General features: G+C 64.4%; 12 protein-coding genes and 1 tRNA gene. 10 read left to right on the top strand and 3 right to left on the bottom strand.

Features of this window, described 5'->3' with window-relative positions; translation table 11 throughout:
- Positions 1-21: 21 nt before the first annotated feature.
- The 3 genes from EAF64_RS05200 to EAF64_RS05190 form a co-directional block, all read right to left on the bottom strand.
- The gene (locus EAF64_RS05200; RefSeq protein WP_129067934.1) at positions 22-678 is read right to left on the bottom strand and encodes a hypothetical protein; all 657 of its coding nucleotides are present in this window, start codon (positions 676-678) and stop codon (positions 22-24) included.
- A gap of 103 nt (positions 679-781) precedes the next feature.
- A complete protein-coding gene (locus EAF64_RS05195) occupies positions 782-1,195 on the bottom strand; it encodes a group I intron-associated PD-(D/E)XK endonuclease (RefSeq protein ID WP_129067933.1) in 414 nt (137 codons plus the stop codon).
- A 240-nt stretch (positions 1,196-1,435) separates the two neighbouring features.
- A tRNA-Asp gene (locus EAF64_RS05190) sits at positions 1,436-1,508 on the bottom strand.
- Positions 1,509-1,799: 291 nt separating this feature from the next.
- On the opposite strand from EAF64_RS05190, the gene EAF64_RS05185 reads away from it, so the two are divergent.
- From EAF64_RS05185 to EAF64_RS05140, 10 genes are all read left to right on the top strand, one after another.
- Positions 1,800-2,027 carry a DNA-directed RNA polymerase subunit H gene (locus tag EAF64_RS05185; RefSeq protein WP_129067932.1) on the top strand — a complete coding sequence of 76 codons (228 nt, stop codon included), beginning with the start codon at positions 1,800-1,802 and terminating at the stop codon, positions 2,025-2,027.
- The gene (locus EAF64_RS05180; protein WP_129067931.1) at positions 2,028-3,593 is read left to right on the top strand and encodes a DNA-directed RNA polymerase subunit B''; all 1,566 of its coding nucleotides are present in this window, start codon (positions 2,028-2,030) and stop codon (positions 3,591-3,593) included.
- A 1-nt stretch (position 3,594) separates the two neighbouring features.
- Complete coding sequence (gene rpoB, locus EAF64_RS05175; RefSeq protein ID WP_129067930.1) at positions 3,595-5,421, top strand: DNA-directed RNA polymerase subunit B; 1,827 nt, start codon at positions 3,595-3,597, stop codon at positions 5,419-5,421.
- Entirely contained in the window at positions 5,421-8,339 is a 2,919-nt protein-coding gene (locus EAF64_RS05170; RefSeq protein ID WP_129067929.1) for a DNA-directed RNA polymerase subunit A', read from the top strand. Before rpoB ends, EAF64_RS05170 begins: the two co-directional genes overlap by 1 nt.
- Positions 8,340-8,341: 2 nt before the next feature.
- Positions 8,342-9,595 carry a DNA-directed RNA polymerase subunit A'' gene (gene rpoA2, locus EAF64_RS05165; RefSeq protein WP_129067928.1) on the top strand — a complete coding sequence of 418 codons (1,254 nt, stop codon included), beginning with the start codon at positions 8,342-8,344 and terminating at the stop codon, positions 9,593-9,595.
- A gap of 6 nt (positions 9,596-9,601) precedes the next feature.
- The gene (locus EAF64_RS05160) at positions 9,602-10,027 is read left to right on the top strand and encodes a NusA-like transcription termination signal-binding factor (protein ID WP_129067927.1); all 426 of its coding nucleotides are present in this window, start codon (positions 9,602-9,604) and stop codon (positions 10,025-10,027) included.
- Positions 10,028-10,122: 95 nt separating this feature from the next.
- Positions 10,123-10,854, top strand: coding sequence for an SDR family NAD(P)-dependent oxidoreductase (locus EAF64_RS05155; protein WP_129067926.1), 732 nt, complete (start codon positions 10,123-10,125; stop codon positions 10,852-10,854).
- A gap of 185 nt (positions 10,855-11,039) precedes the next feature.
- Entirely contained in the window at positions 11,040-11,468 is a 429-nt protein-coding gene (locus tag EAF64_RS05150; protein WP_077205875.1) for a 30S ribosomal protein S12, read from the top strand.
- The gene (locus EAF64_RS05145; RefSeq protein WP_129067925.1) at positions 11,468-12,082 is read left to right on the top strand and encodes a 30S ribosomal protein S7; all 615 of its coding nucleotides are present in this window, start codon (positions 11,468-11,470) and stop codon (positions 12,080-12,082) included. The genes EAF64_RS05150 and EAF64_RS05145 overlap by 1 nt, the downstream gene beginning before the upstream one ends.
- Before the next feature lie 343 nt (positions 12,083-12,425).
- Positions 12,426-12,864 (top strand): hypothetical protein (locus tag EAF64_RS05140; protein WP_193767580.1); only part of this gene is annotated, 439 nt, incomplete at its 3' end.

Raw genomic sequence — 12,864 nt, 5'->3', positions numbered from 1 at the left:
TCACTCCGTTCGGAGCGCCCGCTACTCGTCCACTGGCGTCCGCCGCAACTCGTCGATCTGGTCGCGTAACGCGCCCAGCTCCGACTCCAACTCCTCCCGTCGGTCGATCAGCGCGCTCAACTCCTCCGTGTTGACCGGCTGATCGCTCTCCAGTGCCACGTCCAGCGCGTCCGTCGTCGCCCGCACCAGGAAGTGCGCGATCTGGAGGATCTCTTCGGGCGATTCCCGGCCCTCGTACAGCTCCACCTCCCCCGACAGCGGCGTGTACTCGACCAGCGGCACCTCCTCCTCGCCCTGGTAGGTCGTCGCCGTCCCCAGGCTCGTCACCGGATTGTGCCGCTCCTTGGTCTGTTCCGAGCGGACGATGCTGAACTCGTCGGCCAGGTTCCCGTAGGTCTCTTTCAGGTCTCGGAGTTTCCCGCCCGTCTCCACGTCCATCTGGGCCTCCACGTCCGCGAAGAACTGCGCCGACCCCCCGAGACTCAACGCGACCGCGAAGAAGGCTCCCTGCGAGTGCTCGGCGAACTCACGCAACCGCTCGCGGACCGTCGCGTGTCGCCCCTCGGCCGCCAGCTTCTGCAGATCGTCGAGAAACGCGCGCGTCCCCGCCTCCTGCTGGAGGTAGTCCTCGACCAGCGCCTTCGGCATCTCCCGCGGCGCGTCGTCCCGGCTGTTCATACCCGACGTATCGTCGCCCAGCACTATACGCTTTGGTCTGGGTTCTCAGCCGTGGGAACCGGTAGGTGGCCGACGCCGGTCGTGGCCACAGTCGTGGTCTCCGTCATGGAAGCGCGGATTCGAATCTGAACGCCGCGGCATCGTTGACGCTCGGATGGTCGATCTCCGGCGCCTCGATTCTGAGATAGGTGTTTTTCCGGCCAGCCCTCGATTCCGGAACCCAGTACAACTGGTCGGTCTCCCTGCACCGGACGGCGAACGCGTCGATCGACTCTCCGTACTCTTTCGCCACTACGTCACCGTCGACGGTCGTCTCGCTGGCCGTTTTGAACCGGACACACCCGTCCTCGATCCATCCGGTTTTGCACTGTACCCGATGGAGTGTCGACTCCGCGTCTACGATCAGATCGTAGCTGTCGTTATCCCCGAACGGCACCGAGACGCTGTATCCGCGGGCGATCAGCGCGTGAATGATCCGCGCTTCGGTCGTATCTCCCGTGTCTTTCGTGTTGCCCATCCGTCAGCTGTTGCTTCGGATTCCCGTTTGAACCCTCGGATCGTCTCCGACTGATTTCGTCGGAACGTACCGCGCAGTGACACTGTATTTATCATCTATAGAAAGCGCCCAGAGCAGGATTTGAATCGGATGAATACTCGCCTCGCTCGTCTTCCAGGGTCCAAACCCTTCACAGCCGTTCACTACCCACGGTGCCGAGAACACGCTACGCGGTTCTAGGCGAGTGATTCGTAGTAGAAGCGCCCGGAGCGGGATTTGAACCCGCGTCACGACCGTGACAGGGTCGTATGATGGGCCACTACACCATCCGGGCGAACGCATCTCATCGTACCCGGGTTGCAGTATTAAGACTTTCCAATGCGACCCGCGTCGTCACCCGTTCCCACGACCCATCGTCGACCGACGGCGTGTGAACGACCCACAATAACCCAAACTCCTATGTGCGCAGTTCCCGTACTGTACGGTGAACACGCCCGCGCCGTCTCCGGCGGCGGGAGGTCGCATAGCGGCGCTCGGCGGATTTTGACAAGTCTTAAATGGTCCCCACCGCAAGGACGCTGTAGTATCTCGTGACAGCAACCTTCTCCAGCCAGTCAGGCCACACATGGTAGACGTAAGCGAACACGAACTCGTACCGGACCACAGCGTCCTCGCAGAGGAGGAACTCGAGGACGTGCTTCAGGAGTACAACATCGACCGAACAGACCTGCCGAAGATCAAGCGTGCGGACCCGGCGCTCCCCGACGAGGCCGACGTGGGCGACGTCATCGAGATCGTCCGCGACTCCCGCACCACGGATCAGGCAGTCGTATACCGTCTCGTGGTGGAATAAATGAGAATCGACGACAGACGCGCGATTTCGCGTGAGTACTTTTCGAGAGAACGGCTCGCAGAACACCACTTCCGGTCGTTCAACGCCTTCCTCGACCGGGGGATGCAGGAGGTCGTCGACGAGAAAGCGACCATCGAAACCGACATCGGCGACAAGGAGGGTGAAGAGCCAGTCTACGTCGAGCTCGGCGACGTGCGCGTCGTCACGCCCCGCGTTCGGGAGGCCGACGGGTCAGAGGAACTGCTCTATCCCCAAGAAGCCCGGCTCCGGAACATCACCTACGCCGCGCCGGTGTTCATGGAGATGCGGATCATCAAGGGCGGCGAGGAGGAAGAAGAACACGTCGTCGACCAGACCGAGACCAAGATCGGCCGCATGCCGATCATGGTCGGGTCGAACAAGTGTAACATCTCCGGGTTCACCGAGAACGAACTGATCGACATCGGCGAGGATCCTGCCGACCCCGGCGGGTACTTCTGTGTCAACGGGTCCGAGCGCGTCCTGATGACCAGCGAGGACCTCGCGCCGAACAAGATCCTCGCGGAGTACGACACCAAGTACGGCGACGAGATCCAGGTCGCCAAGACCTTCTCCCAGCGCCGTGGCTACCGCGCCCTCGTGCTCTGTGAGCGGACCCGCAACGGCATCCTCGAAGTCTCCTTCCCGTCGGTATCGGGGAGCATCAACTTCGTCACGCTCGTGCGCGCGCTCGGTCTGGAGTCCGACGAGGAGATCGTCCACCGGGTCAGCGACGACCCCGAGATCGTGAAGTTCATGCTCGAGAACCTGGAGGCCGCCGAGGTCCAGACGACCGAGGAGGCCATCGAGACGCTCGGGAAACGCGTCGCCTCGGGCCAGGGCAAGAACTACCAGCTGAAACGTGCGAACTACGTGATCGACCGGTACCTCCTGCCCCACCTCCACGAGGACGGAGTCGACGAGGAGGAAGTCCGGATCAACAAGGCGTACTATCTCTGCCGGATGGCCGAGGCCTGCTTCGAGCTGGCCCTGGGCCGCCGGGAATCCGACGACAAGGACCACTACGCCAACAAGCGCCTCAAAGTCTCGGGCGACCTGATGAAGGACCTGTTCCGGACGGCGCTGAACAAGCTGGCACGGGACGTGAAGTACCAGCTGGAACGTGCGAACATGCGCAACCGGCAGCTGTCGGTTTCTACCGTGGTTCGCTCGGACGTGTTGACCGAGCGGCTCGAACACCCCATCGCGACGGGGAACTGGGTAGGTGGCCGCTCGGGCGTGAGCCAGCTGGTCGACCGGACGGACTACATGGGGGTTCTCTCCCACCTGCGCCGGCTGCGCTCGCCACTCAGCCGCAGTCAGCCCCACTTCGAGGCGCGTGACCTGCACGCGACCCAGTGGGGGCGGATCTGTCCCTCCGAGACCCCGGAGGGTCCCAACTGTGGGCTGGTGAAGAACTTCGCGCAGGCCATGGAGCTGTCACAGAACATCGAGGACGAACAGGAGCTGAAACACGAACTCGCGTCGATGGGCGTCTCGGGAATCCCGGGCATCGAGTCCATCGAGCAGACACCAGCGGACGATTAACATGAGTCAGGGACGAGACGCAAAAGTATACGTCAACGGCAGTCTGGTCGGGACACACCCCGAACCGGAGAAACTTGCAGCAGACATCCGACAGGCCCGACGGCGGGGCGACGTCAGCGAGATGGTCAACGTCTCGGTGAAAGATCGCACCGACGAGGTCATCGTCAACGCCGACGCCGGCCGGGCACGCCGCCCGCTGATCGTCGTCGAGGACGGCGAGCCGCTCATCTCCGACGAGGAGGTGGCCGCGGTCAAGGCCGGCGAACTCGAATTCGACGAACTGGTCGACCGGGGCTACGTCGAGTTCATCGACGCCGAGGAGGAAGAGGACATCCTCGTCGCCGTCGACGAGGACGACGTGTCCGAGGACCACACCCACCTCGAAGTGGACCCCCAGCTGATCTTCGGGATCGGTGCGGGGATGATCCCCTACCCCGAACACAACGCCAGTCCGCGGATTACGATGGGGTCGGGGATGATCAAGCAGTCGCTGGGACTGCCCAGCGCGAACTACCGGATCCGCCCGGACACGCGCCAGCACCTGCTGCACTACCCCCAGCTCTCGATGGTCAAGACACAGACCACCGAACAGATCGGCTACGACGACCGGCCGGCGGCCCAGAACTTCGTCGTCGCCGTAATGAGCTACGAGGGGTTCAACATCGAGGACGCCCTGGTGCTGAACGGCGGCTCGGTCGACCGAGCCCTGGCACGGTCGCACTTCTTCCGGACCTACGAGGGCGAGGAACGCCGCTACCCTGGCGGACAGGAGGACCGCTTCGAGGTCCCCGACGACGACGTGCGCGGCGCACGCGGGGAGGAGGCCTACACGCACCTCGACGAGGACGGCCTCGTGAATCCGGAAACGCAGGTCGGCGAGAACGACGTCCTGCTCGGGAAGACCTCGCCGCCCCGCTTTTTGGAAGAACCGGACGACATGGGCGGGCTCTCCCCGCAGAAGCGCCGGGAGACGTCCGTCACGATGCGCTCCGGTGAGTCCGGAGTCGTCGACACCGTCACGCTCATGGAGGGCGAGGACGGGTCGAAACTCTCGAAGGTCAAAGTCCGGGACGAACGCATCCCCGAACTCGGGGACAAGTTCGCGTCACGACACGGGCAGAAGGGTGTCGTCGGTCACATCGCACCCCAGGAAGACATGCCCTTCACCGAACAGGGCGTCGTGCCGGACCTGATCCTCAACCCGCACGCACTTCCCTCCCGGATGACGGTGGGCCACGTACTGGAGATGCTCGGCGGCAAGGTCGGCTCGCTGGAAGGGCGGCGAGTGGACGGGACGCCCTTCACCGGCGAGGACGAGGACGAACTCCGCGACTCGCTGGAGGAGCACGGGTTCAAGTCCAGCGGCAAGGAGATCATGTACTCCGGCGTCACCGGGGAACAGATCGAGGCCGACATCTTCGTCGGAACGATCTTCTACCAGAAGCTCTACCACATGGTCTCGAACAAGCTGCACGCCCGTTCGCGCGGGCCGGTGCAGGTCCTGACCCGCCAGCCCACCGAGGGGCGTGCCCGTGAGGGTGGCCTCCGTATCGGTGAGATGGAACGGGACGTGTTCATCGGGCACGGCGCGGCGATGACGCTGAAAGAGCGCCTGCTCGACGAGTCCGACCGCGAGTGGATCTACGTCTGTGCCGAGTGTGGCATGACCGCCGTCGAGAACGTCGAGCAACGGCGCGTCTACTGTCCCAACTGTGAGGAGGAGACCGACATCCACGAAGTGGAGATGTCCTACGCGTTCAAGCTCCTGCTGGACGAGATGAAAGCGCTCGGGATCGCACCCCGGATCGAACTGGAGGACGCAGTCTAATGAGCCAACACGCACCCAAAGAGATCGGCGAACTCAGCTTCGGGCTGATGGACCCCGAGGAGTATCGGGACATGAGCGCCACGAAGGTCATCACGGCCGACACCTACGACGACGACGGGTTCCCCATCGACATGGGCCTGATGGACCCGCGGCTGGGCGTGATCGACCCCGGCCTCGAGTGCAAGACCTGCGGGAAACACTCCGGCTCTTGCAACGGCCACTTCGGCCACATCGAACTCGCGGCCCCCGTCATCCACGTCGGGTTCGCGAAGCTCATCCGCCGGCTCCTGCGTGGGACCTGTCGGGACTGCTCGCGGCTCTGTCTCAACGACGAGGAACGCGAGGAGTTCACGAGTCGCCTGCGACGTGCCCGCGAACTCGGCAACGATCTCAACGACGTGACCAAGGCCGCCATCCGGCAGGCCCGCAAGAAGGACCACTGCCCCTTCTGTGGCGGCCAGCAGTACGACATCAACCACGAGAAGCCGACGACCTACTACGAGGTCCAGCAGGTGCTCACCTCGGAGTACCCGGACCGCATCGCCGAGGCGATGGAGCCCGACCCCGACGACGAGGACGACCGTGGGGTCTCTCCTGTCGAACTCGCCGACGAGACTGGAATCGACCAGGGTCGTATCCAGGAGATCCTCTCCGGTGAGTTCCGTCCCCGCGAGGAAGACCGCAAGGCCATCGAGCGGGCGCTGGACGTGGATCTCACCGAGGAAGACATGAACAAGCTGATGCCCAGCGACATCCGGGACTGGTTCGAGGACATCCCGGACGAGGACATCCAGGTGCTGGGGATCAACGCCGAACGCTCCCGGCCCGAGTGGATGATCCTGACCGTGCTGCCGGTACCGCCGGTGACGGCCCGCCCCTCGATCACGCTGGACAACGGCCAGCGGTCCGAGGACGACCTCACGCACAAGCTGGTCGACATCATCCGGATCAACCAGCGGTTCATGGAGAACCGCGAGGCCGGTGCGCCTCAGCTGATCATCGAGGACCTCTGGGAACTGCTCCAGTACCACGTCACCACCTTCATGGACAACGAGATCTCCGGAACGCCGCCGGCCCGGCACCGCTCCGGGCGGCCCCTGAAGACTCTGAGCCAGCGGCTGAAGGGCAAGGAGGGCCGGTTCCGTGGCTCGCTGTCCGGGAAGCGTGTCAACTTCTCCGCGCGTACGGTCATCTCGCCCGACCCGACGCTTAGCCTGAACGAGGTCGGTGTACCCGACCGGGTCGCGACAGAGATGACCCAGACGATGAACGTCAACGAGCGCAACCTCGACGAGGCCCGCCGCTACGTCTCCAACGGGCCGGAAGCCCACCCCGGTGCGAACTACGTGAAACGGCCGGACGGGCGTCGGCTCAAAGTGACCGAGAAGAACTGCGAGGAACTGGCCGAGAAGGTCCAGCCCGAGTGGGAAGTCTCCCGGCACCTGGTCGACGGGGACATCATCATCTTCAACCGGCAGCCGTCGCTGCACCGGATGTCCATCATGGCACACGAAGTCGTCGTGATGCCGTACAAGACGTTCCGGCTGAACACGACGGTCTGCCCGCCGTACAACGCGGACTTCGACGGCGACGAGATGAACATGCACGCCCTCCAGAACGAGGAAGCGCGTGCGGAAGCCCGCGTCCTGATGCGTGTCCAGGAACAGATGCTTAGCCCGCGGTTCGGTGAGAACATCATCGGCGCGATCCAGGACCACATCAGCGGAACCTACCTGCTGACCAACCAGAACCCGCAGTTCAACGAGACGCAGGCGCTGGACCTACTCCGTGCGACCCGGATCGACGAACTGCCCGAACCCGACGGCACCGACGACGCCGGCAACGAGTACTGGACCGGCCGGACGGTGTTCTCGGAACTGCTGCCGGACGACCTCAATCTGGAGTTCGTCTCCTCGGCCGGCGACGAGGTCGTCATCGAGGACGGCCAGCTTCTGGAGGGGACCATCGACGAGGACGCCGTCGGGGCGTTCGGCGGGGAGATCGTCGACACCATCGCGAAGGTGTACTCGAAGACTCGGGCTCGCATCTTCGTCAACGAGGTCGCCTCGCTGGCGATGCGCTCGATCATGCACTTTGGCTTCTCGATCGGGATCGACGACGAGTCGATCTCGCCGGCGGCCGAAGAGCAGATCGACGAGGCCATCGAGAACGCCTACGCACGCGTCCAGGAACTCATCGAGACCTACGACCGGGGCGAACTCGAATCCCTGCCCGGCCGCACGGTCGACGAGACCCTGGAGATGAAGATCATGCAGACGCTGGGCAAGGCGCGTGACAGCGCGGGTGACATCGCCGAAGAGCACTTCGACGACGACAACCCCGCCGTGGTCATGGCCGAGTCCGGTGCGCGTGGGTCGATGCTGAACCTGACCCAGATGGCCGGCTGTGTCGGCCAGCAGGCGGTCCGTGGCGAGCGGATCAACCGTGGTTACGAGGACCGCACCCTCTCACACTACAAGCCCGACGACCTCTCGGCGGAGGCCCACGGCTTCGTGGAACACTCCTACCGGGGCGGCCTGAACCCGCGGGAGTTCTTCTTCCACGCGATGGGTGGCCGTGAGGGGCTGGTCGACACGGCGGTCCGGACCTCCAAGTCCGGCTACCTCCAGCGTCGGCTGATCAACGCCCTCTCGGAACTGGAGACCCAGTACGACGGTACCGTCCGGGACACGAGCGACACCATCGTCCAGTTCGAGTTCGGTGAGGACGGCACCAGCCCGGTGAAGGTGTCCTCAGACGAGGACAACGACATCGACGTGGAGCGGATCGCCGACCGCGTCCTCGATACGGAGTTCGAGAGCGACGAAGCCAAACAGCAGTTCCTCGGCCAGGAACACTCGCCGACGAACCTCTCGGAACACGCCGACGACTGGTGGATGGCCCAGAGTGACGACTAATCATGAGTGAAATAGACTACGACCCACAGCAGAAGTTCGACGGCGTCGACGACGACATCGAGGCCGTCGTCGAGGACACGGAACTGCCCCGGCGGCTGAAGACGAAGGTCTACCGGACCGTCGACGAGCGCGGTGCCGGCGTCGAAGACGCCGACCAGATCGCCAAGGCCGTCGAGAACCGCTATCTCGACACCCGCGTCGACCCGCTCGACCCCGTCGGGACCGTCAGCGCCCAGTCCATCGGGGAACCGGGAACCCAGATGACGATGAACACGTTCCACTACGCGGGCGTCGCGGAGATCGACGTGACCCAGGGCCTGCCCCGGCTCATCGAGCTGGTGGACGCCCGGAAGGAGCCGGACACGCCGATGATGACGGTTCACCTCGAGGACGAGTTCGCCGAAAACCGGGAGCGCGCTCACGAGGTCGTCTGGAAGATCGAGGCCACGCGCATCCTCGCGCTGGGTGACATCTCCACCGACGTGGCCGACATGCTCGTCCGCGTCGACCTCAATCCCGACACGCTCCAGGAGCGCTGGCCGACGGTGGACAACCTCGCCGAGATCGTCGGCGAGATCTCCGAGACCATCGAGTCGAAGCTGGGCGTCGACGTGGTCCAGCTCGACGAGACGGTCATCGAGTTCGGGCCCGACGAGCCCAGCTATCGGGAACTCCTGCAACTCGTCGAGGACCTCCGCGAGATCGTCTTCAAGGGGATCGAGGACATCGACCGCGTCGTCATCCGCCGCGAGGACACCGAAGAGAGCGAGGACGGCGAGTTCGTCCTCTACACGGAGGGGTCGGAACTGGGCAACGTCCTCGGTATCGAGGGCGTCGACGCCAGTCGGACGACCTGCAACAACATCCACGAGATCCACCGCAACCTCGGCATCGAGGCCGCCCGGGAGTCGATCATCGAGGAGACGATGAACACGCTCGAAGAGCAGGGGCTCGACGACGTGAACATCCGTCACCTCATGCTGGTCGCCGACATCATGACCAACGGTGGCGGTATCCAGTCCATCGGTCGCCACGGGATCTCCGGGAGCAAGGAGTCCGTCCTCGCGCGGGCGGCGTTCGAGGTCACGGTCAACCACCTGCTCGACGCCGCGATCCACGGCGAGATCGACGACCTCAACGGCGTCACCGAGAACGTCATCGTCGGCAAGCCGATCAAACTCGGCACCGGCGACGTGAACCTGCGGATGGGCTCGGAACCGGCACGCACCGACGGCACTGGTGAAGGGGCCGACTGACCCCCGATGACCATCTCGCTCTCGGACCGTGAACGCCAGTTTCTCGCCCGCTTCGAGGACGAGGTCGGCGTCACCGTCCGGGACTGCGTGGTCGACGACGACTACGACCGCGTCCTCTTCGTGGTCGAGGCCGGGGAGATGGCCGAGGCCATCGGTCCGGGTGGACGGAACGTCGAGCAGATCGAAGACGACTTCGGCCGCAACGTCGAGTTGATCGAGAACGCCGACACCGCCGAGGCGTTCGTGGCCAACGCGCTGGCCCCGGCGGCGGTGTACAACGTCACGATCAGCGAGAACGAGGACACGGTCGCCTACGCGGAAGTCGATCACGACGACACCGGCGTCGCGATCGGGAAAGACGGCAAGAACATCGAAGCCGCACGCCGGATGGCCGACCGGCACTTCGACGTGGACGACATCCAGCTGACCTAGCTCGTCGTTCGAGGGGGCAGGGAGACCCCCGGGTCGCGGTGCTCGCGTCGCGTGGCCGGGCTCTCGTTTAAGAGACTGTAGCGATATCTTCGACCATGACCACGCTCGAAGACGAGGTCGTGATCGTGACCGGTGCAAGCCGTGGACTCGGGGCGTCGATGGCGAAACGATTCGCTCGGGAGGGCGCGACCGTCGTCGCAACCGCTCGAAGCGAGTCCGATCTGGAGACGGTCGCCGCGACCGCCGACGGCGAGATAGCGGCTGTGTCCGCCGACGTCACCGACGAGGAGGCGGTCCGCGACGTCGTGACCAGCACGGTCGAAGCCCACGGGTCGGTCACTGGCCTCGTGAACAACGCCGGCATCGGCCTGTTGAACATGTACGACGAGGGCCGTGTGCTACACGACGTCGACACCGAGGACTTCCGACAGATCATGGAGGTGAACGTCACTGGCGTCTTCCTGTTCTCGAAATACGCCGTCCCCGAGATGATCGACGTCGGCCGCGGGAACCTCGTCAATATCTCGTCGGGCCTGGGTCGCCGCGGAGCGGCGACCTGGGGCCCCTACGTGACCTCGAAGTGGGCGCTGGAGGGCATGACCCGAACGCAGGCCCAGGAACTCGACGAGTACGGCATCAACGTCAACGCGCTCGATCCGGGCGGTCGTGTCGACACCGGCTTCTGGGACCATCTGACCGCGGACGAACGGGCCGAGATCTTAGACCCCGACGTAATGAACGACGCCGCCACGGGCCTGCTCGCACAGGGCCCCGGCGGCATCACCGGGCAATCGATGCCCGCCGACGAGTGGGAACAGCGGCTGTGAGTTGCCACCCGCGCCCTCCCACCAGCGTCCGCGGGGCGGGAGGCGAGCGCGATGGCCGCCGAACGACCGCCCAGCACGCGTTCGGCGTCGCTGGATTCGAGATCACGAGCGGGCGACCCACACTCGGACGGTCGCAATCGCAAAAGATTGCGTTTAAGTAGCTCGGTTGGGTACGGACGGGTACTATGGCGAACGGCAAATACGCCGCGCGCAAGCTCCGGAAGGACCGTCAGAAGCATCGGTGGTCCGACTCGAAGTACGCGCGCCGAGAGCGGGGACTTCGGGAGAAGTCCGACCCCCTGGAGGGCGCACCTCAGGGGCGCGGTATCGTGCTCGAAAAGACAGCTGTCGAGGCCAAACAGCCCAACTCCGCGGTCCGGAAGTGCGTCCGGGTCCAGTTGATCAAGAACGGCAAACAGGTGACCGCATTCTGTCCGGGTGACGGTGCTATCTCCTTTATCGACGAACACGACGAGGTCACCATCGCCGGGATCGGTGGCGCGAAGGGTCGCGCGATGGGTGACCTCTCGGGTGTCAACTACAAGGTCGAGAAGGTCAACGGCGTGTCGCTGATCGAACTCGTTCGCGGGAACGCGGAGAAACCCGTCCGATAATGTCCAGCGATGCACCCGAGCCGGAGTCCCCTGCCGGCACCGACGACGAGGAGAGCGCGCCCGCGAAACTGTTCGGGCAGTGGGCGGTCACGGACATCGAGTACTACGACCCCTCCACCGAACGCTACATCACGGTCACGCCTATCGCGCATACGATGGGTCGCCACGCCGGCAAGCAGTTCAAGAAAAGCGAGATCTCCATCGTGGAGCGGCTGATCAACCGGCTGATGCAGACCGAGGAGAACACGGGCAAGAAACAGCAGGCGACCCGGATCGCCCGTGAAGCCTTCGAGATCGTCAACGACCGGACCGAGGAGAACCCGGTCCAGATCCTCGTCCAGGCCGTCGAGAACAGCGCGCCCCGGGAAGAGACCGTCCGCCTGAAGTACGGTGGCATCTCCGTCCCGAAGGCCGTCGACGTCTCGCCCCAGCGCCGAGTCGATCAGGCCCTGAAGTTCCTCGCCGAGGGCGTCTACCAGGATTCGTTCAAGACGCCGACCGACGTCGAGGAGGCGCTGGCCAACCAGCTCATCGGCGCGGCCAACGACGACGTCAGCACCTACGCCGTCAACCAGAAAGAAGAGAAAGAGCGCGTCGCGGCAGCCGCTCGCTGACCACGCTCCGTTTTTCCGGACGCACTCGCTGTAAATGCGGACAGTGTCCGGATGTTTCCTCGCAGGCAAATTCTTCCCGTCCGGCAACCGCCTGTAATAAACAACCGTCCATATCCGGGGAAATTGTAAGGATGATGTCTCTATCCACTATCAACACAGTGGCAACGACGCTAGGACGGCATGTGGTCTGTACCGCGCGCGTGTCACGAACCGTGCGCGATACGAGGGAGCGAGAGATGGCTCGCAGGTAGTGGGGCCTGCGGACGGGACTGCTCTCCAGTCCCGCTGTTGGGGGGTCGTGCCACCGCGCTGACAGTCAGCGTGTGATCAGACGGAGCAAACTATGACATTCGACAAGGGAACGATACCTAACGCGACGGTCGTAACGGTCTCCCTGGTGGCCGTCGTCGGGCTACTCCTGGTGGGTGCCACACCGGCAGCCGCCCAGTCCGACGACCCCGGATTCGACTTCGACGACGATGGAGGCGACTTCGGGTTCGGCGACGGGGACGAGAGCAGCGATTCACCCGGGTTCGACTTCGGTGACGACGAGGACGGCCCCGGCTTCGGCGGCGACGACGGCGACGATAGCCCCGGCTTCGACTTCGGTGACGACGAGGACGGCCCTGGATTCGGCGGTGACAACGACACCGACGGCCCCGGGTTCGAGTTCGGTGACGACGGCGACGAGCCGGGCTTCGACTTCGGTGACGACGAGGACGGTCCCGGCTTCGACTTCGGCGACGGTGACGAACCCGACTTCGGCGACGGGAACGATAGCG

Origin of the sequence: Halorientalis pallida (genome assembly GCF_004118325.1) — an archaeon.
Classification (GTDB): Archaea; Halobacteriota; Halobacteria; order Halobacteriales; family Haloarculaceae; genus Halorientalis; species Halorientalis pallida.
Note: the sequence above shows the minus strand (reverse complement) of the source record. Positions and strands in the feature narration are given on the sequence as shown.

Excerpts from the sequence above, each read along its gene's own strand:
- EAF64_RS05200 (WP_129067934.1), bottom strand. The coding sequence starts at position 678 with ATGAACAGCCGGGACGACGCGCCGCGGGAGATGCCGAAGGCGCTGGTC.
- EAF64_RS05195 (WP_129067933.1), bottom strand. The coding sequence starts at position 1,195 with ATGGGCAACACGAAAGACACGGGAGATACGACCGAAGCGCGGATCATT.
- EAF64_RS05185 (WP_129067932.1), top strand. The coding sequence starts at position 1,800 with ATGGTAGACGTAAGCGAACACGAACTCGTACCGGACCACAGCGTCCTC.
- EAF64_RS05180 (WP_129067931.1), top strand. The coding sequence starts at position 2,028 with ATGAGAATCGACGACAGACGCGCGATTTCGCGTGAGTACTTTTCGAGA.
- rpoB (WP_129067930.1), top strand. The coding sequence starts at position 3,595 with ATGAGTCAGGGACGAGACGCAAAAGTATACGTCAACGGCAGTCTGGTC.
- EAF64_RS05170 (WP_129067929.1), top strand. The coding sequence starts at position 5,421 with ATGAGCCAACACGCACCCAAAGAGATCGGCGAACTCAGCTTCGGGCTG.
- rpoA2 (WP_129067928.1), top strand. The coding sequence starts at position 8,342 with ATGAGTGAAATAGACTACGACCCACAGCAGAAGTTCGACGGCGTCGAC.
- EAF64_RS05160 (WP_129067927.1), top strand. The coding sequence starts at position 9,602 with ATGACCATCTCGCTCTCGGACCGTGAACGCCAGTTTCTCGCCCGCTTC.
- EAF64_RS05155 (WP_129067926.1), top strand. The coding sequence starts at position 10,123 with ATGACCACGCTCGAAGACGAGGTCGTGATCGTGACCGGTGCAAGCCGT.
- EAF64_RS05150 (WP_077205875.1), top strand. The coding sequence starts at position 11,040 with ATGGCGAACGGCAAATACGCCGCGCGCAAGCTCCGGAAGGACCGTCAG.
- EAF64_RS05145 (WP_129067925.1), top strand. The coding sequence starts at position 11,468 with ATGTCCAGCGATGCACCCGAGCCGGAGTCCCCTGCCGGCACCGACGAC.